This is a genomic window from Methanosarcina sp. (genome assembly GCF_049706645.1).
Classification (GTDB): domain Archaea; phylum Halobacteriota; class Methanosarcinia; order Methanosarcinales; family Methanosarcinaceae; genus Methanosarcina.
The window spans coordinates 61,927-86,822 of the sequence record NZ_JBNAKP010000014.1 but is presented as its reverse complement, the minus strand read 5'-3'; the positions used below and the strand labels follow the sequence as shown (position 1 = coordinate 86,822).

Annotated in this window: 14 protein-coding genes; 6 read left to right on the top strand and 8 right to left on the bottom strand. The window is 43.7% G+C overall.

Annotated elements, in window-relative coordinates; all coding sequences use genetic code 11:
• Positions 1-618: 618 nt before the first annotated feature.
• Entirely contained in the window at positions 619-3,696 is a 3,078-nt protein-coding gene (locus ACPK8D_RS05495; protein WP_424716843.1) for a chemotaxis protein CheB, read from the bottom strand.
• A gap of 1,093 nt (positions 3,697-4,789) precedes the next feature.
• Here ACPK8D_RS05495 and ACPK8D_RS05490 point away from each other — a divergent pair.
• On the top strand, positions 4,790-5,119 hold the full coding sequence (locus ACPK8D_RS05490) for a hypothetical protein (protein WP_424716842.1): 330 nt from the start codon (positions 4,790-4,792) through the stop codon (positions 5,117-5,119).
• A 906-nt stretch (positions 5,120-6,025) separates the two neighbouring features.
• Entirely contained in the window at positions 6,026-6,976 is a 951-nt protein-coding gene (locus ACPK8D_RS05485; protein WP_424716841.1) for a helix-turn-helix transcriptional regulator, read from the top strand.
• Positions 6,977-7,262: 286 nt separating this feature from the next.
• Here the strand turns inward: ACPK8D_RS05485 and ACPK8D_RS05480 are convergent, their stop codons facing one another.
• Together ACPK8D_RS05480 and ACPK8D_RS05475 are read right to left on the bottom strand one after the other, a co-directional pair.
• The gene (locus ACPK8D_RS05480; protein ID WP_424716840.1) at positions 7,263-7,664 is read right to left on the bottom strand and encodes a hypothetical protein; all 402 of its coding nucleotides are present in this window, start codon (positions 7,662-7,664) and stop codon (positions 7,263-7,265) included.
• Positions 7,665-8,659: 995 nt separating this feature from the next.
• Complete coding sequence (locus ACPK8D_RS05475) at positions 8,660-8,902, bottom strand: hypothetical protein (RefSeq protein ID WP_424716839.1); 243 nt, start codon at positions 8,900-8,902, stop codon at positions 8,660-8,662.
• Positions 8,903-9,074: 172 nt separating this feature from the next.
• Between ACPK8D_RS05475 and ACPK8D_RS05470 the strand changes: the two genes are divergently transcribed.
• Positions 9,075-9,308, top strand: coding sequence for a hypothetical protein (locus ACPK8D_RS05470; RefSeq protein ID WP_424716838.1), 234 nt, complete (start codon positions 9,075-9,077; stop codon positions 9,306-9,308).
• A gap of 775 nt (positions 9,309-10,083) precedes the next feature.
• Here ACPK8D_RS05470 and ACPK8D_RS05465 read toward each other — a convergent pair.
• From ACPK8D_RS05465 to ACPK8D_RS05450, 4 genes are all read right to left on the bottom strand, one after another.
• Positions 10,084-10,431, bottom strand: a complete 348-nt coding sequence (locus tag ACPK8D_RS05465; protein ID WP_424716837.1) for a DUF86 domain-containing protein — start codon at positions 10,429-10,431, stop codon at positions 10,084-10,086.
• Between the two features lie 295 nt (positions 10,432-10,726).
• Entirely contained in the window at positions 10,727-11,041 is a 315-nt protein-coding gene (locus ACPK8D_RS05460) for a hypothetical protein (protein ID WP_424716836.1), read from the bottom strand.
• Between the two features lie 657 nt (positions 11,042-11,698).
• The gene (locus ACPK8D_RS05455) at positions 11,699-12,436 is read right to left on the bottom strand and encodes a M48 family metallopeptidase (RefSeq protein WP_424716835.1); all 738 of its coding nucleotides are present in this window, start codon (positions 12,434-12,436) and stop codon (positions 11,699-11,701) included.
• Between the two features lie 392 nt (positions 12,437-12,828).
• Entirely contained in the window at positions 12,829-13,110 is a 282-nt protein-coding gene (locus tag ACPK8D_RS05450) for a type II toxin-antitoxin system RelE family toxin (RefSeq protein WP_424716834.1), read from the bottom strand.
• A 735-nt stretch (positions 13,111-13,845) separates the two neighbouring features.
• Between ACPK8D_RS05450 and ACPK8D_RS05445 the strand changes: the two genes are divergently transcribed.
• The 3 genes from ACPK8D_RS05445 to ACPK8D_RS05435 all read left to right on the top strand — a co-directional run bounded on the left by ACPK8D_RS05445 (position 13,846) and on the right by ACPK8D_RS05435 (position 18,852).
• Entirely contained in the window at positions 13,846-15,768 is a 1,923-nt protein-coding gene (locus ACPK8D_RS05445) for a hydantoinase/oxoprolinase N-terminal domain-containing protein (protein WP_424716833.1), read from the top strand.
• A 319-nt stretch (positions 15,769-16,087) separates the two neighbouring features.
• Positions 16,088-18,139, top strand: coding sequence for a hydantoinase/oxoprolinase N-terminal domain-containing protein (locus ACPK8D_RS05440; RefSeq protein ID WP_424716910.1), 2,052 nt, complete (start codon positions 16,088-16,090; stop codon positions 18,137-18,139).
• Between the two features lie 167 nt (positions 18,140-18,306).
• Positions 18,307-18,852, top strand: coding sequence for a pyruvoyl-dependent arginine decarboxylase (locus ACPK8D_RS05435; protein WP_424716832.1), 546 nt, complete (start codon positions 18,307-18,309; stop codon positions 18,850-18,852).
• 225 nt (positions 18,853-19,077) lie between these two features.
• Here the strand turns inward: ACPK8D_RS05435 and ACPK8D_RS05430 are convergent, their stop codons facing one another.
• On the bottom strand, positions 19,078-24,546 hold the full coding sequence (locus tag ACPK8D_RS05430) for a DUF3320 domain-containing protein (RefSeq protein ID WP_424716831.1): 5,469 nt from the start codon (positions 24,544-24,546) through the stop codon (positions 19,078-19,080).
• Positions 24,547-24,896: the final 350 nt, after the last annotated feature.

The window sequence follows — 24,896 nt, the reverse complement described above, 5'->3', positions numbered from 1 at the left end:
CTCGTATTTTGGTGATCAATTGAGTTTTGGATCATGAAAACAATCCTAAAAAATCTTGATGATTAAGAATGAAAGTGGATTTTGGAATCAGCTCAATTATTTCAATTAATTATAGTCACCTATGGATATTTTTCTGGTTTAAGATAATACCATATTCTTAAAATTAGTATAAGTAACTATCATTTGCCATCGTTTACTGATTTTTCTACGCAACTTTGAATACAATATGTAGTAGCTTTCCAACTTAAATGCTAAACGTTTAGCATAAAAAATAACATTTTTTGATGTTTCGCATATTAAAAGAATACAAGTGAAGTAACTATTCTGTGTACTCAAAATCAGTCTATTGGTATTGATTCGGAGTTGTCAAAAACGATTAATTGTCAACTCATGCAAAACTGAAAAGCAGAATCAATAACCAAGATTAAGAAAATGGGTTTCCAAAACTTACTCATTAAATCTTAACTTAATTTGATACACCCATAGCTCATGGAGTATCTGTCTCATTATTTTCAACGACACAGGTTCCAGATATTCCAGTACCGGAGTGATTTTTATCCGTGATATTTTCTTCACCAGCGGTGAAGGTCAAATTCCGGTGCCAGAACAGGTCTCTTTTTAGTCATTACCTTCCCTTTTCATGTTTTCTGATTTGATCTCCCTCTCAATGGTCGATATGGCATATATCACATTGGCTTCATTCACCAGTGAGGTGGCAGTCAGCCACACCTCCATAATTCGACCGTCCTTGGTGAGTCGCTGGGTACGGTAAGGTCCTATGACTTCAGCGCGGCTAAGTTTCTTTAGCGTGGCCAATTCTTCTTCTTTCCGGCCCCCCGGGACCAGGCTGCCAATATTCATCTTTATTGCCTCAGCTTCACTCCAGCCGTACATACTTTCAGCCCTCGGATTCCATGCCAGGATATGGCCCTCCAAATCCTGCAAAGTTATAGCATCGCTCGCATCGTGCACTACCGCTGCCAGGCGGCGTATGGCCTCGGATTCCTTCAAAATCTTCCTCGCCCGCTTCATCTCGGTAATATCAGTAAAGGTAATCACAGCTCCCTTGATAACGTTTTCAAGGGTGCGATAGGGTCGGATGCGCAGCAGGTACCACGCTTTCTTCTGGCTCTGGACTTCAATATCTTTGGGCGTCAGAGTGTCAAGCACCTCCTTTATGTCTTCTACCAGGTGGTCATAACCCAGCAGGTTCGAGACGATATGCCCAACCGGCCGTCCCACATCGGTCGGGATCAGATTGATCACCTTTGTGACTTGAGGAGTGAAGCGCAGGATGCGCAGTTGATGGTCTACAAAGATAGTGCCTATACCGGTGCCGGCCAGCAGGTTGTTCATATCGTTAATGGCCTGCGACAGATCGGTTACCCTGTTTTGCAGTTCAGTATTGACCGTAGTCAATTCCTCATTGACTGACTGCAGTTCCTCTTTGGAGGTCTCCAGCTCCTCATTGGTGGATTGAAGCTCCTCGTTGATTGACTGCATCTCTTCGTTGGAGGATTTGAGTTCTTCATTAGAGGTTTCCAGTTCTTCATTGTAAGCTTTGAGACGTTCTTCCTTAATCTGCAATTCCTGCTCCAGCTCTAAGATGCGCGCGCCACCTTCCATTGGGCTCTCAATGGTGCCTTTCCCGGCATCTCCTGCGGTGGCCCCGGTTTGGCTCCTTTCCCACTCAGGCGGCTCCTCAAAGGTAACTAAGAACAGGTTTTGCCCTGCGGCTTCATCAGGGCCTGCCGCTATAGGCCGTAACGCCATATTGATTTTGGTAAAGTCACCATTGGTTTTGACCCTCAGCCCGTGGTGGATTATCGGCTTCTTCTGTGTCGCTGCTTTGTACAGTGCCGTGGTCAACTCCTGCTTTAATCCTTCGCGGGCCATCTTCAAGATATTCAGACCAGCCTCACCTGGAGCCGGTTCCAGGTACATGCCTGTACGGCCATGAATATAGAGAATGTCGCCGCTTTCGTTGATGAGCACACCGACCGGAGCGTAATATTGCAGCATAGTCTGTTCGGTCAGCTCGCGCAGTTGAGTTTTGCTCTCGACAGGAGCCTTACCGGAAGGTCTCTTTGTCTTCCTGATTTCCAGTTGAGGAGGGATAAATGTCCCGATAAGAGGTCGTCCATTAACATCCTTTTTGCGATACAGCTTCGACTTGCGATCCAGCGTGTCAAAAAGGTTCTCATACTCGCCTACGGTCTCGGAGGGACCTAGGAAAAGAAATCCGCCCGAGTTCAACGCGTAGTGGAAGAGTGGGATGAGTTTCTTCTGCAGTTTCCCGTCCATATAGATCAGCATGTTGCGACAACTGATAAGGTCAAGCTTGGAGAAAGGAGGGTCTTTGATAACGTCCTGCTCGGAGAAAACTATCATATCACGGATACTTTTTTGGATGCGGTAGTTGCCGCCTGAATCCTTGATAAAGAAACGCTCCAGCCTTTCTGGTGAGATATCGATAGAGATGGTGGAAGGATAAACACCGCTGCGAGCTGATTCGATGGCTCGTTTGTCAATATCGGTTGCGAAGATTTGTATATTGAAAACGTTCTTCAACATTTCCATCTGCTCTTGGAGAAGAATAGCGATGGAATAAGCCTCCTCGCCTGTAGAACAGCCGGGCACCCAGACCCTTATCACTGAGTCTGGCTGCTTGCCGGTAAAGAGCTGTGAGATTACTTTCTCCTGAAGTGTATCGAACGCAGAGGGATTGCGAAAGAAACTGGTGACTCCGATTAAGAGGTCATGAAAGAGCGCTTCCACTTCGGCAGGCAATTGCTCTAAATAACGCACATATTCGCTCACACTCTTGATATTTTTTATAGCCATACGCCGCTCGATGCGGCGACTGATGGTGTTTTGCTTGTAATGGGAAAAGTCGTGGCCGGTCTGGATGCGCAGAAGGTTGAATATCTTTTTCATTGAGTCTTCAGCCTGGGGCGCCACATGAGGCCTTTTTCCAAATGCTTTAGTGACATAGGCAATGAGCTGGGCCGACATTTCGGCCGGCGACAGAATATAATCTACCAGACCTGTATCAATAGCACTGCGCGGCATGCCGTCGTACTCGCTGGATTCGGGCCTTTGTGCCATCACCATGCCGCCTTCGGCCTTGATCGCCCGCACCCCCAGTGTGCCGTCTTCGCCCGTACCCGATAGTACGATGCCGATGGCAAGTTCTTGCTTACTCTGAGCCAGGGAGCGGAAGAACAAATTAATCGGCAGGCGATGGCCGTGCGGCTCGGCCGGTTCCTGCAACTGCAGCGTTCCATACTCAAGAACCAGGTCATAATTCGGTGGGATGACGTAGACGCAGTTAGGCTGGACAACCATCCCGTCCTTGACCTCATAAACCGGCATCTGTGTATGTCGCCCGACCAGTTCTGAAAGCATGCTCTTGTGGTGTGGGTCCAGGTGCTGCACCAGAACAAAGGCCATGCCTGGGGCGGTATCGTCAGGAATAGCTGAAAAGAAGGCTTCAAACGCGGCCAGCCCGCCAGCCGATGCACCGATGCCCACGATGGGAAAATCCTCTTTTGAAGATTTGTTTGAGTCTGCATCCAGAGCAGGAGGATTACTTATGGGGGTTTCTTTTGTAGTATGCAGCTGCTCCTCTTTTGATTTTTCTGTTTCCTCTTTGCCTGTAGCTTTTTTTTCGACCATGTTATCGTATCCTTTCATGCCTGACCTGAATCGCCATAATGCCCTTTAGTATGTGTACTTGAGGATGAGGTTGAAGCCACGCTTGTGAAAATAAGTGTAGTTACAGTATAAAGAACTAATATATAATATCTTTAATCGAATTCGATGATCCATCAATAATAAGTTGATACTTTTACTTTAGGACACTTAAATACTCACATTCTGGGTAGTAAGTGTGAATCTTGATCATATCTGAAAAAAGCCGCATTTGCGATATTTAGCTAGATTTTAAAATCAGTCGTTTACTTGTATTCATAAACAAAAGGCTTGACTGATATATGTGAGAGAGTTCGTTGGCCTTTTTATATTATCGTGTAAATAAAAAAAAGCAGAAGGCCGAAATTTCTAATCAAGAGTTTTTAATCAATATGTAGATCAAAATATTTTTTGACGGAACTTTATGTGTTGATGGGAATTGGATCAAGAAAGGATGGAAAAAGAAGTTGAAATTCTAATGAAAATGAAAATTGCAGTAAAGGAATAGAAGAAGACGCGATATCACTCGTTTACGGTATCTCCACAGAAGTTTGATAACTATATTTAAGACCGATGTTCATCTGTTTAGGTAGTCATTTTTCAACTGGAAACTTATTTTTCAACCACGTGAGCCTGCAAAAAACCATTCTTGTGCATAAGTACGAGGAAATAGGGCTTTTTAAGAGCTCTAAAGGTGTTTAACAGGCTATTTATAGTCTAATTCCAAATTAAAATTTTAGAAATACTTATTTTACTAATTTAACTGTTCTAAGCCACTTTTATTATAAGTATATTTATATTTAATCCGGCTAATATTAGATCAGCTAATATTAAAACAATCGATTGATGGGTAGCCGGCAAAATCGTTAAGCAATTTCCACAAAGGCCAAAGGTCAAGTCGAAATTGCAGGCACATGAGGCACATGAAGATCTCACCTGGATGGAGATCTAACTGGTGAGCTTAAAAGTTGAATCCCCTACTATAAAACCCAAAATCAAAGATTTTAGAATAGAATCTTTTCACGCTTCACGAATGTGTAAATCGTGTGTGTAAATCATTCTTTTCATTCAATTAAATAAGTCAGGAGTATGATTTATGATAAATAAAAAATTTTATAGAATAAAAAAGGCTTTCGCTGTTTTGCTGGTGCTTTGTTTTGTACTGTCAGTGACAGTTGCATCAGCAAGCGCAGCCAGTAATAGCAAGAATGGTTACAACAACGGCTACAGTAAAGGTTATGACGGTGGCAAAAAACAGGGCCAGAAAGACTGCGTTAAGTACGGCATCAGAGAAGTTCTCTCGAAAATTCCTTTCCCTTTCAATGATAACAGATGGACCAAGTACTACAAAGATAACTATAACAGAGGGTTCCAGAAGGGATATCTCGATGGTTACAACGGAAATAGATATAGATGTTTAAAATAATGAACGGAAAGCCCTGAAACTCAAATAAAAAGATCTTAAATTCCTGAGCGGTATCAGAGCCTCCAGAGTAGAGGGTTTTGTTTAAAGTTCATTTTTTAGTTATAATTCATGTTTCATTTATCTTGTTTGTGAATTTTTTCAGGGCTTTCATGAGAAAGTATCTGTTTTAGATTTCCTGATTGCCTTTGCATACCTGGAACAGAAATATAATTCTAAGCTATAGACTTCCTCATCTGCCTTATTAACTTTAATGAATGTGAGATATTCTGCATAAGCAGGATTATAACATTATTATAATTTATAATCAATATTATATGGATGCCGCATCGGTCTCACTGTTCATCTAAATATAAATAAATAATAACCGAAATATTTATTTACCATTTACACTTACTTAATTGTGATCAGTAGACCTGGTCGATTTGATATTATTCAACGTAAAAGCGTTAACGAATGGGTATATTTAATGAAATCGATTAATAATTGACGTCAGGCTCTCTGGGTCGCATTTTTTATAATAATAGGGGGGTTTATGATTATAAAAAATGCCAGTATTAAATAATTAGGGTTAAAACGGGTTTTGATAGGCTCAATAATAAAACGTACAATATAAAGTGGGGATTGGAAGAGCTATAAAAAAGGAAAAGTGTCTATAAGCTTGAAGAAAGCTCTCAAGGAGCCGCTTTAAGTTTATCGCCTGGTCCTGTGAGGAATAATTTTGGAACCTGTTCGTCATAATAAAGCCCATATTGGATCGTGGGGTAGTCATTGATAAAATCAAAAAAAAGAATATATCTCCTATTTTCGGAACTCCAATTTCCGGAAAAACATAAAGAGATTTTGTGCTCACAATTTTAGCAGCTGATCCCATAGCGTCAACTTACAATCCTGGATTTACTGGTGGAGATGAATCTGAGGTTCTACGTTCTTTGCACTGCTGCTTTACTCGTTTTAGGGGTATCGGCTTTACCCACTTCAGGGGTACCTTTCCTGGCAGACAGCAATATCACTGCAACCATACATGGGGCAACATATGCATGGGATACCCTTGAACCGCTGAATGATACGGTAATTAGCATCAATTCCAATCCTTCTCAATCAATAGTAGCAAAAAACGGTACGTACTCCTTTGAACTGGGACCCGGAGACTATATTATTACAGCCAGGTATTACCGAAACAAGACCGTAATCTATTCAAAACAGACGACTTTGAAGATTGAAGATGAAGGAAACTACGTCTTCGATCTCCTGCTTTATCCAGCCTCCGAAAATCCCGCAACAGAAGCAATCGAAGATAGAATGGATAATGCGAATAGTGCGAGTCCCGCTGAAAAAACCAGGACCGACTCTTTTACCAGGACTGATTCATCTACTTTGAGTTACCTGCCAGTAGCCCTTATCTTTCTTTTTTTGCTCGGCGGAAGCTATAGACTTTCCAGAAAGCACAAAAAGATGAAAAGAAACAGCTCTCAGGCAGGAAAGTTCAATACACCTAGACTTCTAGCAAAAGCCTTCGGTAGAAGCACTGGTTCTGATGTGAGGCCGAAATTCGGAAATATCGGAGAAGCGGCCTCCACAATAGAGCCGGTGATAAAGCCAGTAATAGAAACTGCCGATAATTCCCAAATTGAAACTGCTCTAAAACAACCTCCTCTCTCCGCGGATCTGCGTGAAATCCTGGACGTAATTCGGGGCCACAGGGGTAGAATTACACAAAAGGATCTGCGTAGCAGGCTGGAGTATTCCGAAGTAAAAGTCAGCCTCCTGCTTTCAGAACTGGAAAAGAGAGGACTGATTAAGAAATCCAAGCACGGGCGTGAGAATATTGTGATTTTAACCGATAAAGAACAGAGATAAGGAACGGTAAAATTCACACGACGTTGAGTAATCAAATGCCGAAATGGAAAAAAGAAAAGCTGGAGGAGAAGCGCCGTCCCTCAAGGGCGGTATTCGTGACCCTTCCCGCTCTCTGATTCTCTCTGAGTGGTAAGAACCTTACCTGTATGGATTCTTACTATTTATATAGCCCAAATTCTTTTTCTTTAATCCAAACTGTTGCTTCTTTAATCCAGAGGGATGTATGACAAAATAATCCACGGCCTAATCATCGGCTTATTTTTACATCCAGCCCTCAATATCTACTTCAGTGGTATTTGTTATGCTTGTTATAATCGCCGTAAAATTTGTTATAACCGAAGAACCATTTCATATACATCTTGAGCCATTTCATATAAAGCATGTTCCATTTCTTGTAATCGTTTCCGTGTTTCTTAAAGCTCCACTTCTTCCTGTCGTTGTCCCACTTTTTCCTGTCGTTATCCCATTTCTTTCTGTCGTTATCCCACTTCTTCCTGTTGTTGTCCCACTTTTTCCTGTCGTTGTCGAACTTTTTCTTGTCGTTGTCAAATCTGTTCTTGCCGTCAAATCTGTTCTTGCCGTCATCCCGTTTATTCTTGTCACCGTCCCAGGGTGCTGCACTTACGGATGCAACCGTAACTGACAGCACAAAACAGACTGCCATGAGAATTCCAAGTATCTTTTTCATTTTCAACGTTTATCCACTCCCAAATTTATTTTAACCCTCTTTGATATAGACCCTATTTAATACTGATAATCAATACCGATAAATTCCAGATTTGTTTCTGAAAACCATCGGTTTTATTCTCAACTTCTTATTCACTTTAAATTGCCTTTCCAGCTATCTGCCAGTTGCTTAAATTACATGCTTAATTTTACCTTATCCTGGTTGTCTTGCCGACTACCTGCGGCTTGACAATGCTAAAATTAGCCAGATTAAATATAAATATACTTATACTAAAAAATAGCTTAAAACGGTTTAATTAATGAAATAATGGTTTTAAAGGATTTAATTAATAAAACAACGATTTTTAAACTTTTAAAGTTATTTATCTCTATCTATTGCGTATTTAATGTTTATAACAAACTTTAAACTTCGGCTTTTGAAGGCGAGTTACTGAAATTTCAGGTATAAAAATCCCCCTACTTTTTTCAGAACATGCAATTGTGCTTATTTTTCAAATTGCTCAGTGATTTACCCTCAGAACTGTATCTTCTAGGTATTCCTGGAGGCCATTGGTTACGGAATTTTCTTAGCTGAAATATAAGTGTTTTAAGTGGGAAAGAGCTTAAAGGGAGCATTTGAAGAAATAAGTTTTTTTAAACTTTTAATCTAATATACAACCAGAAATAATGTTTTTAACCCGTAAAAGCTCCTCGAAAGCCGTATATTTTGAAAAATAAGTGATATATTTGCTTATTTATAGGTTTCAAGCAAAGTATAAAAACCAGCTTGCGGGTGTTGAAAGTGCAGGGCTTAAGCAGCTTGACTGAGAAACCATTAGCATCTGGAATAGTCTTTCATCGCCGGTGACTTGCCGAGTGTGGTAAGTTGCCAGGACAGGAGAACTCAGCCCTGTTAAACTCCTTTATGTAGCCGGCTCTTCTTCTTTCAGCTTCCTTCTTCTTTTCAGCTCTCAGGAATCAAATTGCTATGTTCATTGCCAGTACCCCGGCTTTGCCTCAGCTGTAGACTCTCTCGACCCCTGAGCTCCAGGCCGGCACCTCAATGCCCTGCAGCATTATAGCATCGCGTACAATATCGCCCGCTTCGTGCACTTCCACAGCCAGGTGGCTCACAATTTCGAGTGCTTCAGGATCTCCTTTGCCCGTCTCACCGATTACATCAATAAAGGTTGACCGCGGCTTCCTTAAAGACTTTTTCAAGGGTACTATAGGGCCGGGCCGAATGCGCGGCAGATACATATACGTGCCCGATCTGGACTATCAATATAACGTGCCCTCCTGAATGGACTTGAAATCTCCAGGCAGCAGAGTGTCGAGTGTTTCTCCGGTTACGTAGAATCAAGTGAGTTAAGTACAAATATTTACTTTCGGAACCACAATTAAATAGGGATTACTCCATCCGTATGCAATTGTGGATGACATTACGGAACTGAAATATAACTATGAACCTGGCAGTCGCTGGCGAAGACATGGCCGTAATAATCCGAAATTTAAAAACTGGCGTCCGGCAACCGGGGAAGGAATAGCAAAACTGGAATCTGAAATCCGGAATAGACTTGATTCAATTCAAAAAATCACCATAAACCAGGAAAATAGCCGGGAAAAAGATTCCAATCCCCCTGTCTTCGTTAATTTCGTACTGTAACGTCCTGGCCTTTGAGGGGCTTTTGCCGAATATGAGGGTGCAAAAAATTATTTTTATTCGGATTCAAAGTATACAGGTTGTGGAATATGTGAAAAGATCTGTTTATCCGGAAAGATAAAGGCAAATAATGAAGGAAATTAATGAGAAACCTGTGTGGCAAAGGGATTTCACAGGTTATCTCTGTTACGCCTATCTTAATATTGTCCTGTGCAAGCGGTTCAAATTAAATCCAGGTTCTATATGAAATCATATACCGAAGAAAACGAAAGGTATTCTCACCCATATGCAACAGCAAATGATATCGCTGGGCAAAAAAGAAAATTCATATTCAAGAGTTTGATATTTAAGAGTTTGAAGTAGTACCCCTGCGGATCGATAACAGAATATTTGAGGATTATTGTTAATGGGGATTGGGCATCCGGTTATTGGGGAGTTGGGGGGTATGGGGGGGGTTATTAAAAAGAGTTAAAAGGTCTATTATGACCTTCCCAGATGCCCAATATTCTAGAGTACTTCATTATATATAAACTTAAAGATTCAATCACATTTTGGCGACGTATAATCAAACCGTATAAATGATAGACTGGTGCGAAGTGAGCCTGATATTGAGGTGGATGCTTTCAAATGAAAATTTCAAATTTACGGCAACCTTTTCGATACAGTCTTTAGATTTACCGTCTCGTATATAATGTGTTTTTTCAAGGGCGGTGTCCGTATATTGTGTTACTTCAAGAGATTAATGAGAGAGACTGAAGTTAAGAACCGGAAAGATAAATCACATTTCACTCAAAATCCTGGCAATTAATGGCTTTAAGGATGAAACATCCTCCACTGCTATGTTCCAGATGGCTTCAAGATCAAGACCAAAATCGCCGTGGACCATTTTGTCACGCAACCCGGACATTTCTCTCCATGGAACTTCAGGGTGCCTTATTTTTAAAGAATCCGGCAAATCTTTCGTTGCTTCCCCAATAATTTCGAGAGCCAGAATTACGGCGTATATGGTTTTATCGTCTGTGGAAAAGTCTTCAAATTCAAATCCTTCAATAAAACTCTCTATTTTTTCGATTGAATTAAGAATGTCAATCAAAAAATCCTCTGGGTCTCTTTCTTCGGCTCGCATAAAGCCATACCTCGTTAAGAACTCGCATTTCAATAACGGAATATGTCTCGTATCTATTTGTTATTTTCTCCACCTGCTTTCATAAGAGAATAAAGAGAGCATAAGAGAATAAGGAGAGCATAAGAGAATAAGGAGAGCGAAGAACTATCTTAGAATCGACCACCCCGGAACTCCACGGACAGTCCTTAGTGAAATCGGAAAAGTAATAGTAAGTGGGAAAAACAATAGCGATTTGAAAAAACAGAGATACAGGGAAAATTGGTAAAGTAAAGGAAATATAATCGGAATCAGGAATTCACCTTGCGGCCAGCTGTTGTTGTCTTGCGTCGTCCAGAACAAGTCCCGGAACCAGGAAGAAAAACGCCATAACAAACTGGTAAAGCTGCCCGCTAATAAGACCATAAATAAATAAGATGAGGCCTGAAGCCATGAGCAGTACGCTCAGAAGGAAAATCGACGACTCTTCACTGCTAGAGTAAAAGAGCTGGTAAAAGATTTCACCGGGAGAGTGCCTTTCTGCGCCGGGCGTGCAGTTGCTTGAAACAATGCAATTCTCCGAAGCAATATTTTCAGAGTTTATACTATTTGAAGAAACTAATTCACTGTCCATTGAAAATACCCCCATTTCGAAACGATTTTACGATTTAACTGCATTTTATTTGCAATTAATAATATGATCTTCGATAATTAAAGCTTAATGTTTGGATAAATTTTCGCACTTCTCAATTTTATGAAATTTTCGAAATTCCATAAAATAGGCGGTCTTAATTTTGGCACGTGACCCTTAATCTAACGACCTCTTTCTGGAAACAAAATGAGTAAATAAACAGTACTTAATTCTTTCAAAACTACAGAGTGGGAATTCTTAGAGAGTATACCCAGGGTTACGAGGCAATAAAAATGTAAGTAAAAAACGTTAAGGAAGTTGTAAAGAAAATAAAAAATAAAAAAATAAAAAGTGGTGTGTATGAAGACTGGGCATCTGCAAAAGGACGAGGTCAGAGAATCTGTCAAAACTCTCAATTTGTTTTGAAGCGCACCTTCTCAGACATCCGTATTTATGATCGCCATTTGAGTATATAATATGAAGGTATCTGAACGTATACTGTACCTTGATGTATTAATAGGTCAATAAATTTTATACTGCAAATCGTGTAAGCCCTCAAAATATTTATATCCTATATTCGTAAAACATTTTTAAAACGTACAGGTCATTAGATACTTATAAAGTGAATAATTCTTAAAAGTTAATATTAGCCTAACTGGCTCAAAGCATATATTTCCAGCCATCTTTTTTCAGGCTATTCCTGTGTTCCTGATAATCAGGCATGAGTTCCCGAACCAGTTTCCAGAACCGTGCAGAGTGATTTTTCTCTTTTACGTGGCAGAGTTCGTGCACAACCACGTACTCAAGCTGCCTGGGTGGGGCCATTATGAGCTGGAAGTTTATCCTCAGGACATTGTCTGCAGAACAGCTTCCCCAGCGCCTTTTCTGATGCTTTACCTTAAAAACCGGAGGAACTACTCCGAGAATTTTCGAATAAGTTTTCAGAATCTCCTCAACCTCTTCTTCGGCACGCTGGCTATATAAATTCCAGACAGCTTCTTTCACCAGAAACGGAACCTGATCTTCAGAAGTATTCTCCGGGACCTCAACCATAATTTCGGAATCCTTGAAAAAAGCCAGGGGTTTTTTAACGTTGTCCGCAAATTCTATTCTCAGAGGATATTCCCCACCCAGATAAAGATAGCTTTCACCTTCAGAATATCGTTTTTTCTGATCAGGCAGCCGGTTTGCCTCGAACAATTCAAGTTTTTTGAGTATCCATTGCGCCTTCCCTTCAACCATTTCCCTTATAGTATCCGTACTCAGCCCATGAGGCGCCCGAAACTCAACTCTCAGGTCCGGGCGGACTAAAATAGCCGCTCTCTTTCTCTTTTTACTATAAACGATCTCGTAACTTATGGTCCTGCCACAAGCTTTGATGTTATCGTTTTTCCTCATCCCGATTTCCTCAATTTCAATCCTGGTTCTTTCCTGATTTTACATCCGGATTTGCCTTAACCTTTCCCTTATCACTAAATTTTGAAATTCCATGAAGTTTTGAGAAAAAATCTCCCTGAGCCAGAGCAGCTTAAGAACCCCAGCCAAAAATAGGTCTTCAACTCAAAATCGCCGCCCATAAAATCCCATTTGAATAATTAGTCCCCTCCAGACTGAAAATTAAAATGAATCAGACATAACTAATCCTCTTGAGCGCAAGCGTTGGGCCGCAACCGTTGCGCCGGTTGATCACGCCGACCACGTCGTTTTTGATCAAACTTTTTTCAAAAAGTTTGCGATAAAACCTTTTTTAAAAAGGTTTGCGGGACTAGAGAGCTGCAACTCTGCCGATTTCACGCATAAGCGGTGCGCGTATCATATGCCAGCGTATAATGTTCAAAAACCAGCAAGGTAAGGACATTTTTGGCATTGTCGAAAGTGTAGACCAGCACAAAGGGCCCGATATGAATTCTCCATTTTCCCTCAAACCCGGCTTCAAGGGGAAAACCCATTTCCGGCCTGTAAGCCAGAAGGCGAAGGCGGCGTTTCACGTAATCGTAACCCGGCCTGTCAAGCCGATACAGTTTTTTAAGATTTTTACGGACTGAAGGGTGAAGAGCTACTTTATATGTCATTCCTCTACCTTTTCGAAAAGTTCATCGAGCTCAAACGCAGGCAGGTGGTGGAGTAAACTATCACGTTCCGCTTTTCGGATTTTTAAGGAGAAGGACGGCTAGAAAGCAGCTTCAGGCGGATACTTAATCTCATTAAATTTTTTCTCAAGCTCTTTTAGCCGGTTGAAAACTTCCGCAAGCATCATATCATCAACTCAATCAATTTACAAAGCTATTCAATCGATTACCCAGGTTTACCTTCAATTCCACAAATTAACTTAATCAACTCCCCAGGTTGTATCGGTCAATTCTCTGGATTTACTCAGTCAATTCTCTGGATTTACTCAGTCAATTCCCCAGGTTAACTCATTCAATTAACAATTAATTTTAAAAAGTTTATATCAAACTTCAAATTTCAGGTTTTAAGGTACCATTTTCGAACCTGCATTTAAAAGAGAATTTTAATATAATCGTTTATATAAATTTCGGGCTTTAAATACTGGCTTGGAATACAAAAATCTGGCCTGAATACTAAATTCGGAAACTTTTGAAACCCGGATTGTCAGGAAAGAAGCTTCGTGGTCTTTTTCGCCATTCTCACACTTCTTTTTTTTCTTCGGGGCCGTACATACCACCCGCCAACTATTATATATTTTTAAGTATAATATATTCCCGGCAATTTTAATCTCATGAGCTGTCTCATGAACCCCAAACCTAGAGAACCATAATTCTAAAAAATGAACAGGAGGCATTTAGATGCAGTACAGCATGGGCATTGACGCAGGAGGCACATACACCGATTCGATCATCATTCGGGATTCCGATGGCAAAGTGATGGATTCGAATAAGGCGCTTACCACCTACCCCGACCTGCTTGCAGGAATAAGAAACTCCATAGACGGGCTGGATGAGAAATATTTAAAAGACGTAAAAATGGTTTCAGTTTCAACGACGCTTGCTACAAATACAATCCTTGAGAAGAATGGCTATCCTGTAGGATTGATCCTTGTAGGAGATTACGAGATTCCGGAAAGAATGCATGTTGAATTTCATACTATCGTAAAAGGAGGACACGACCATCATGGGACCGAACTTGTTTCTCTTGATATGGAAGCTGTGGAAGCTTTCGTCAGTAAGATTAAGGATAAAGTTTCGGCTTTTGCAGTCTCTTCATACTTCAGTGTGCGAAACCCTGCCCATGAGCTGGCAGTCAAAGCCCGCATCCGAGAGCTTACGGGAAAGCCTGTGGTTTGCGGGCACGAACTTTCCCTTGACCTTGGGGCCTACGAGAGAGGAATTACAGCCTATTTGAATGCCCAGCTGATTCCTATTGCAAACCAGTTTATCCGTTCAATCAGGGAAGAAATCTCCAGGCGAGGAATGGATTCGAGGCTGTTAATGCTCAAATGTGACGGTTCGGTTGTGGGCATTAACGAAGCCCTGGAAAAACCGATCGAATCCATCTTTTCGGGCCCTGCAGCAAGCCTTGTAGGGGCATCCCACCTTTCAGGGCTTGGAACCTGTGCAGTTATTGATGTAGGCGGAACAAGTACGGACGTTTCCATGCTAGAAGAAGGGCTTCCGGAACTCTGTGAGGAAGGAGCTGTAGTCGGAGGCTGGCAGACAAAGGTTAAAGCTATCCGGATGGAAACCTCAGCAATGGGAGGAGACAGCCATATCTGGATCAGGAATATGAAAATAAATATTGGCCCAAGGAGAGTTATCCCACTCTGCGTTGCAGCCGTCAGATATCCGGGTTTTCTCGAAACCCTGAAAAAAGGGAGAATCCCGGCCGCCATGCACCTTGAAGAAAATGTACAGCCTACCAAATTCTTTGTAAGGACAGGCCTTGAAGCTTCAGACCTTGGAAAGCTTGAAAAGGAACTCTTTGACAGGATCGGGGATTTTCCTGCATCGCTTAACGATATCTTCTGGGAGACGCAGAAAACGCTTTCTCCGGGCCTGCTCGACTCGCTCATGCGAAAACGCCTGATCCAGGCAATCGGTTTCACCCCAACCGATGCCCTTCACGTACTCGGGGAATACACAGCCTGGGATGGAGAAGCCTCAAAGATGGGAGCAAAACTTCTGGAACGGTATACCCAGACGGATCATCTTGAGCTCTGCAAACAGATAAAAAAGGACGTTGCGCGGAATATGGCCCTAAACCTGGTATCTTTCATCCTGAAGGATGTGCCTCCCAGGGAAATCGAAAAAATTCTCCTGTCTGACAGGTTTACGCAGTTCAGGATGAAAATCCCTGTCGTTCTGATAGGAGGCCCTGTGGTCGCATACATTAAAGAGTTGAAGCAGATTCTCGATGCCGAGATTATTGTCCCTGAGCATGCCGAGGTAGGAAATGCCGTCGGAGCCGTCGTGGGCAAGGGCATAAAAAGGATTGAAATCCTGATCAAAAGCACTTACTCAAAAGATAAGAAAAGACTGGTCCTTTTATTTTCCCCCAAGGGCAGGGAAACCTTTGGAAGCTATGCCGAAGCTCTGGAATATGCCAGCGCCCTGGGAAGAAAACTTGTCATGGAATATATGACCGAAGCCGGGCTCGATAAAGGGCAGGTCCAGATCGAGGCAAGCAAAAAAGATATCGCTTTGAGTGAAGCAGGGGCAATACCCGTAGAAACAAAGCTTGTTTTCGTAGGGATCGGGATGCCTAAAACCTGAGTTTCGGAAATCTTCCGGAAATCTTCCGGAATATTTATATTTACCCTCAATAGTGCAAATAATGCAATTCCTGAATTCAACTTTGTTCTTGAATTCCATGCATCTTCCTGAGCAACTGTTTGTCTTCAAGGTTAGCAAATCTTTGATTCTGAAAAGAGCAGGATAAGTGGGAATTGCTATCCTGATTCCTGCGATCAGAGTATCAGCACCTTATAAAATGGCATAGAAGACATACCGGAATTACAAAAGGCATAATCAGGGTAATGCAAGAATATCGAGAAATATAGATGGAGATATAAAAATGGCATATAATCAAAAAATGGCATACGGCCTGGGCATTGATGCCGGCGGGACTTATACGGATTCGGTTTTAATTCGAAAATCGGATGGAATAATTATATGTTCAAATAAGGCGCTTACAACCTATCCTGATCCTCTTGAGGGAATAAAAGAGTCAATTGACGGGCTTGACCCGGAAAAGCTGAAATTCGTGACTACGGTTTCGGTTTCAACGACTCTAGCCACCAATACTATCCTCGAAAAAACAGGGTATCCTGTAGGGCTTATTCTTATAGGGGATTACGACATCCCCTCAGATTCGGGGCTTGAAAACTGCATCATGGTACAGGGAGGGCACGACAGCTACGGGAGTGAAATCACAGCTCCTGATCTGGTGGCAGTAGAAAAATTCGTGCTTGAAATAAAGGACAAGGTTTCGGCTTTTGCAGTTTCTTCCTATTTCAGTATACGAAATCCCGAGCATGAGCTGTGCGTAAAAACTCTTATTCAGGAACTTACAGGGCTGCCCGTTGTCTGCGGGCACGAGCTTGCCCAATCCCTCGGAGCTTATGAAAGGGGAGTTACAGCCTACCTTAATGCCCAGCTCCTGCCTGTAGCCGGAAGTTTCCTCAAGACAGTGGCAGACGAGATCGAAAGGCGAGGGCTTTCCCCCAGAATCGCGATGTTGCGCTGTGACGGCTCTGTGGTAAGCATGCATGAAGCCATGAAAAAACCCATAGAGTCAGTCTTTTCAGGCCCTGCAGCAAGCCTTCTTGGGGCTTCCTTTCTATCCGGGCATGAGACCTGCAGTGTAATCGATGTAGGCGGGACAAGTACCGACGTTTCCCTGATCTACAGGGGGCTTCCTCACCTAAGTGAAGCCGGAGCGGTTGTGGGCGGCTGGCAAACCAAAGTCCGGGCACTGCGCATGGAGACCTCAGCAATGGGCGGGGACAGCCAGGTCTGGATTCAGGGCAGCAATATAAACATAGGTCCCCGCCGGGTAATTCCGCTTTGCAGGGCAGCAGTCCTTTACCCGGGTTTTATGGACACCCTGAAAAAGCGCTGGATTCCGGACAAGCTCAAATTAAACGAACATATCCAGGCAGCAAGATTCTTTGTCCGTACAGAACAGAGACCTGCCAGATTGAGCCGGGAAGAAGGAGAACTTCTTGCGCTTATAGGAGATGAACCGCTCTCTCTTAAAGACATCTATTGGGACAGGAATATTCTTCCTCCAAGGCGAGTAATGGATTCCCTGATTCGGAAGCGGCTTATCCAGGCAATAGGTTTTACCCCTACCGACGCTCTACATGTACTTGGAGAATATACGGAATGGGATTCCGAAGCTTCGGAAATCGGGGCTGTGCTGCTTGCAAATTTCACAGGTTTTGACAAATATGAGTTCTGTATAAATGTAAAACGGCTTTTTGCGAGGAATATGGCAAAAGACCTTCTTGCATTTTTAATGGAGGGAGTCGACAGGAACGAAATTAAAAAAGTGCTTGAGGGAAACTTTTTCTCCCGTTTCAAGGTGGATATTCCTGTTGTCCTGCTCGGTGGCCCTTCAAAAGCGTATATAAAGGAACTGAAGGAACTGATAGATGCCGAAATTCTTGTCCCGGACTATTCAGAGGTTGGAAATGCAGCCGGCGCTCTCGCAGGAAAAGGAATGAAACGCGTCGAGATAATAGTACGTACCCTTTATAGCGAGTCCAGGTACGACCTCCGGACAAAAGGGATATTTGTGTACACCCCGACAGGAAGGCGGCATTTCGTTGTCAGGAGCGAAGCTCTAGAGTTTGCCGAAGAATTCGGGAGAAAGCTTGTGCTCGATTACATGGCTGAATCAGGGCTCTCAAAGGGCCAGGTTACGGTTAATTTAGAGAAAAAGGATATAATGACTCATGCAGGCGAAGTTCCCCTCGAGACCAGGTTTGTTTTTGAAGGGGTTGCGGATTCCGATGTATATGATAGGGATGCAAACAATAAAAATAAGAGCGAGAAAGACTGCGAAGAGCTAACTGAGCAGAATTTGCCTCTGGATTGCATCTCTTACGTAAACATTCAACCTTCAAAAATTGAGAATTAATAGGATAAAGTTCATAACTCTGGTGTACGTTTGAGAGATGAAAGATAGGACTATCAGCCCAATAGTTCAGCTTACTACTGTATAAAAGTTTTAAATTATCTATGTGTACTGGTTGCTCATACAATGGAAACCGTACAGCAGACGCATAAATCCCTTAAGGAGTTAACATGATCCCAAGAAAAGCATTTATGACAAAGGGTACCGGGGTACACAAAGACAGATTAGCATCCTTTGAACTTGCGCTGAGGGATGCAAAAATTGAGAAATACAACCTTGTAAGTGTTTCAAGCATTCTGCCTCCCAATTGCAAACTGGTACCCAGAGAAGAAGGACTCTTAGAGTTGAAACCCGGTGCCATTGTCCATTGTGTACTTGCAAGGAATGATACTAACGAGCCTCATCGTTTAATGGCTTCAGCTATAGGAACTGCGGTCCCTGTAAATGAAGAAAACTACGGGTACATTTCCGAACATCACTCTTTTGGAGAAGAAGAAATTATTGCAGGAGAGTATGCTGAAGACCTGGCAGCAACAATGCTTGCAACTACCCTTGGCATAGAATTTGACGCGGAAATGGCCTGGCATGAGAGAGAGCAGGTCTACAAAGCAAGCGGGCATATATTCGATACGTTCCATATTTGCCAGACCGCAAACGGAGACAAGGACGCAAAATGGACTACCGTCGTAGCTGCAATGGTCTTTGTTACAAAATAAAAGTGAATTAATTAAAGTGAATTAAGAAATTAATTAATAAAAATAAATTAATTAAAGTCAATTAATTAAAGTGAATTAAGAAGTGAATTAATGAAGCGAATTAATTAGAGTAAATTAAAGAAATTTGCAGAGAATTAAAGAGACTTAGAGAAATAATTTTTTTAATTGAGTTAAGGGGAAGAAATTCCAGCTTCCCCAGCCTCAGGCTCGGTAAGGCTTTTCGCCTCATTCTGCAAAATAAATCATTTTGTTGGGCAAAACGGTCAACTCGCTATCCTCTATTTCTGACAGGACAAGGTTTTCGATCCTTTCCCAGGTATTTTTGCGTGTAGTTTTTATCCCGAGGACTCTCGAAGTCTGGACAATAAGATCCTCAAGAGGGGTTGAGTACTGGCTGTTCAGGACAAAGCGAATAGCTTCTTTTATTTCCTCGTCGCAGATCCACTCGATTTTTGCAGATGCCTCCCCGTCTCGCCTGCGCAGGAGACAGGCAGGTTCCGAGACCGGCCAGTAGAACTCGCCTTCAGCCCGGATTTTCCCGGAACTTTCGGCAATATTCGCGACGTCAAATATCCGCTGCTTTATCTTCCCGAGCATGCGGGGAATTCCTGTATGCGATTTTATCCGCTGTGACATAAGTTCTTCATGGATAGGGCCTTCACACACTATGATCCGTATAATTGCCTTCTCAAGCTGTTTATCGGAAATCTCGGAAAGATCCACCGATTGCGGAAGCCCGGAGGAGAAACATGCCTGGTAAAGGGGGATGGCAGCTTCAAGTGAATTGGTTTTTCCGGATAGTTTTTCAGGCTCTTTTTCCGACATGTCCGGAATTTCGACAGATCTTGGACCGGTAACTGAGTGCACAATTGCAGATTCGGCTTCGGTCTCGATTTCAGTCTCCGAATCCCATATCTCTGCATAAATGTTATCCTCACCTGTGTAATCATCTTCCTCGGAGTCAGGCTCGGGTTCAGAATAGCTTCCTGAGCCGTAAATGTAAGCGAACTCATTCATCCGCTTACGTTTCTTCTTCTCAGGGCCTGCACTGAAATCGATTTCGGGATAAGCCTGGAAAAAGCTTACTTTCTCAGGTTCCGGCTCGGGTATGAGTTCAGTTTCTTCTTCCTCAAGACGGGGATCTGCGCTAAATTTAAGAAGTTTTGATTTTCCTGACCTTCTCACAGGCTTCTTGCGGGAGTTTGCATCGGCCACCAGGGCCATTGACTCGGCTTTTGAAGCCATTTCCGGCAGGAAATCCGTATCTGAAGGGGTCGTAAGCCCTTCTTCCAGTTTAAAAAACGCGCCTGAATAAGGCTCTTCAACTTCGGCTTCAAAGGAAGTCTCCGGAAGAAGTTCGGCTTCAAAAACTTCCGAAGAGGGTTCGGTTTCAAAAGCTTCGATTTCAAGTTCTTCGCCGCCTCTGCTCGCCATATCTACGGCAGGCAAAGCTGAAATTGCGAGTGAACCCGAATTTGCAGGGGAAGCGGAAAACTTTCCTGCAGGGTTCCGGTTCACGGGTTCAACCCAGGCAGACGGCTTATTAATCTTCGGAATTTCGGGCTCGACTGCGGATTTTGCCTGAAGTTTTGCCTGCTTGACAGCCCCCTTCACAGCTTCAAGCAGCTTTTCCCTGCTCTCTTTCGGATGCAGGTACCAGTCCGTTGACCAGACCCGGTAAATCTTCCAGCCCAGCCCTTCGAGCACCTGCTGGCGCAGACGATCGCGGTCCCGTGCAACATGCAGGGAATGATAACTTGCTCCATCACACTCGATTCCAAGCACATATCGCCCTGGATGAGCGGAGTCAGGGACTGCAAGGTCGAGCCTGTACCCTGCACAGCCAATCTGCCTGTGGACTTCGAGGCCGTTTTCTGTCAGGAAACCGGAGATTGTTTCTTCGAAAGGCGAATCAAGGGCTTCCCTGTTGTAAGCAGGCGAGGGAAGCCTGCCGCTTTCTGCAAACTCAAGGAAGACTTTCAGGGCCCGAAGCCCGAAAGGTGAATTTTCCTCCAGATTCAGGTCCCTTGATGTAAAGTTTGCAAAAACAACGCATTTTTCCCTGGCCCTTGTAATAAGAACATTCAAGCGCCTTTCCCCTCCTTCGCGGTTAAGCGGGCCGAAGTTAAGAGAAAGCTTCCGGCTGCCATCAAAACCGAAACCCACACTCAGCAGTATAACGTCCCTTTCATCGCCCTGGATAGTCTCAAGGTTCTTGACAAAAAAGTGCTCGCCTTTCTCATTCCCCGAACTGAGGTCAAATCCCGGATTCACTTTAAGCAGAGCCTCGATTTCTTCCTGGATGGCTTCCTGCTGTTTCACATTAAAAGTCCCGACCCCGAGGCTTTTATCAGGAAACCTGCCAAAGTGTTCGAAAACGGCTCTTGCAACGGCTCTTGCTTCTATCCTGTTTGCTCCGCTTTTGCCCCTGTCATAAACCGCATCCGGAAGATGAACGAACTTAAGCCCGAGTCTTTCATCTTTTTGCATGGGGGAGGGATAAACATAGAGCCGGTTATCGTAAAATTCCTGGTTTGAAATAGCAATCAGGGACTCATGCCTGCTCCTGTAGTGCCAGCGCAGGGTCTTTACCGGGAAACTTCGTTTGCACACGTTCAGGATACTTTCCATATCCCCGGCTGTAGCATAGTCATCGGGCTCACTCTCAGGAAAGTCGAGTACGGTATCGAAGAAGTCGGTTGGAGGAAGCTGCTTTGAGTCCCCCATTACCACGACCTGCTTTCCGCGCAGGAGAGCCCCAACCGCATCTTCGGGCCTGACCTGGCTGGCTTCGTCAAAGATAATCACATCAAAACGGGTGCTCCTGGGGTCAAGGTACTGGGCAATGGAAAGCGGGCTCATGAGGAAACAGGGCTTGATCTTCTGGATCAGGCTGCCTGCCTTTTTCATAAGGGCGCGGATAGGCATATGCCCTCTTTTCCGGTTGAACTCATTGAGCAAAATACCTGCTTCCGAAGCTCTTGACGCGCCTGAAGTCAGTTTCGGAGCTTCTTCATAAGCCGAAAATGTGATTCTTTTTCGGTTTTCCAGGAGCACCTTTTTGTCAAGTTCCCTGAACTTCCCAAGCTTGCCTTCATGGAGTTCCCGGATGAAAGTCGAAAGTGCTGGCCTCTCCCTGAAGGCGCGGTTCAGGAGCATTTCGGCATAGTTGCCTTCAAAAGCAGGAATTGCATCACAGACTGCGACTTTTCCGGATTCGAGGTCTTCCATTACAGGTGCTGCCTTTGTTTCCAGACCGGCTTGCCTGTATCCGAGATACTGGCTCCAGAATACAAGGGATGAAGTCTCGGTTTTCCACCTGGTCACACGGGATTTTAGCTGGCTCAGTTTTGCGGCTTCCAGGTCGTTTCCGAACATTTTTCCGAAATCCGCACCTATGCGAGCTCCAGCCTTCTTAAAAGACTCCAAAAACTCCTGTTTTGCAGCCAGTGCCCGGCTGGCTGCGGATTCGAGGGCTGCGCTGTCAATCCCTGCTGCTATAAGCCTGAAACTCCTGTCCGTCAGAATACCCTCTTTCAGGTATTTTCGGAAGAGAATTATCCATCGGCTGTACTCCTCAAGGAGAACAGGGTCGCTTTCAAAACCTTTCCAGTAATCTCCAAAGTACTTTTTGCCTTTCGCATTCGAATTTTCGAACTCCAGCCTGAGGGCTTCATATTCCGAAAGGCAGGCAAGGTCAAGCAGGATTTTACTGTCCCGGAAAGGAGCTCCTGAAAGATAGCAGGCTGAAATTTCTTTCCTGAGCTTCCTGTACTTGGGGTTTAAAAGCTTCAGGAGATTACAGGAAAGTTCCTCGAATTTAGAGGCATCAAGGTCAAAAATTGCAGGGTGAAAAGTTTTCTCTGCAAAAGTCCTGAGCTCTGTGTACTGCCTGAGTTTTGAAACCAGAGCCTCGGCTTCAGCTGCTGAGGCCTCGGATTCCCATGCCGGATTCTGAAGCATTTTTTCAGGCAGGGGCTTTGAGTTCCCGAGAAATCTTGCAGCATCGATTATACCTGTAATTCCGTCGAGGGTGCCGGGTTTTGAGGTTGCAGAAAGGTCATTAAGGGTTTTTATGGATATTTCCAGGGTTTCAAAAGCCGCAGCGCATTCACCTGTAAAGGCTTCGATTTCCCCCAGATCCGAAGGCAGTACAAGCCCTGGTTCGCAGCCATACCAGGGGTTTTTCCGGATAGGCCCGAGAAAAGGAATCACCTGACCCAGTTTTTCCAGGACAGCCTCTGCATCGGCCCAGGCTTCAGGTTCCCAGGTTTCAGGCTCCTGGAATTTGTAACCTGGCATTTTCAGGCCTTTCGATTCAAAATAAGCCCTTGTCTTTTCCCTTATGCCGTAGAGGGTATACAGGCTGGGATAGAGTTTTCCCGCAGGCGCTCCAAGGGATAGGGCATACTCGTTTAGCTCGTGTTTTAGCTTTTCGAGCTCATTAAGATCTCTGTCAGGGCGTATGGGGGCAGGAGCTGCGCGGTTCAGGGTTTTTTCCAGTTCTTCAAGCACGGCTTTTTTCCGGGTCTGGTTGCTGTGGATCTCCAGGCAAAGTTCCCCCAGGCCTGAAGAATCCAGCCTGCTCTTTACCACCTGAAGGGCAGCCATTTTTTCACTCACGAAAAGTACGCTTTTTCCCTGGGCCATAAGTTCTGCAATAGTGTTTGCAATTGTCTGGGACTTGCCGGTTCCGGGAGGGCCCTCAACAACAAGGTCTTTTCCGGCTTTTACATCTTCAATGACTGCAATCTGCGAAGAATCGGCATCCATTATCTGATAAGTGTCTTTTGCTGAAAGTTTCAGGTCGACCTCTTCTTCCTGGAAGCCGGAAACTTCACACTGAGGATCCTCAGGGTTAAAGACTTTCCGGATAAGGGGATGGTCCGCAGGAGACAGGTCTTCAGGCCAGGTTGCAGAGTCAAGGTCTTTATACATGACAAATTTTCTGAAATTAAAAAGGTCAAGGCAGATTTCAGGCAGGAGCTTCCAGTCCTTTTTCTCACGGATTGTCCCGGATACGGCCCTGAAATATTCCTCGATCCCTGAAGCTTCCTCAGGCATCTCAAACTCGGGAAGCTGGATCCCGAACTCTTTCATTTTTGCCTGGAGGGTAATTGAAGTGAAAATTTCGTCTCCTGTCCACTGAATACTGAAAATCCGGCCTTTTCCTATGCGTTTGAGTTCGACAGGAATCAGGAGAAGGGGAGCTTTCGGATTTTTTACGGCCGATCGGCTGTCATTCCACTGGAGAAAGCCCAGAGCAAGATAGAGCACAGGATATCCCTGTTCTTCAAAAATAGAGTTTGCCTGGTTAAAGACATAAAAAAGCTTTTTATCAAGGGTTTCGCTGTCGTCCGGGGTTTCCAGGAAAGGTCCGGAGCGGAAACTCTGGGGTTTATCTTCTTCGGAGACCAGGATTTTTCCTATTGTTTTCAAAAGCCTGCTTTCTTTCTCCGAAGCCTCGTCTTCTTCCTCACTTTCGGCTTTCCGGCTTTTTCTGGACCTGGCTTTTGCCCTGAACCTCATTGATTTTTCCTGAAGGACGAAGAGCTCGTAAATTTCCTCAGGCTTTCGACCTGTAACCGAGAGGGTCCTTTTCTGGGAAGGGCGGTAATTGAGAAGATTATTTCGAAGGGACAGATCAAGCAAATTCTGCCTCAGTACTTCCAATTCCTTAATTACGTCTACCATAAGAATACCAGGCTTTTTCTAAATAATCAACTAAATATATTTATGATAAATAAGAATACAGAATATTTCCTAATAAATTTTATCCTGTTCTGCCGGACATGCAGCTCTGAATAGAGGAGAAATACAACCCGGATGGAGGAGAGCTCCTTTGAGAATAACATACTTAAGAACAATACATTTAAGAATATTTTCCTTGTTATATCTGAAAACTATTTCTCTACTATTAGAGTTTTTCTCTAAGTTACGATTATCCCTCTCATAACCTCGAACACAAGCGCTGAGCAGCAACCGCTGAGCCGCAAACGTTGCGCCGTTTGATCACGCCGCTGTCAGGGGTTTTCGATCAAACC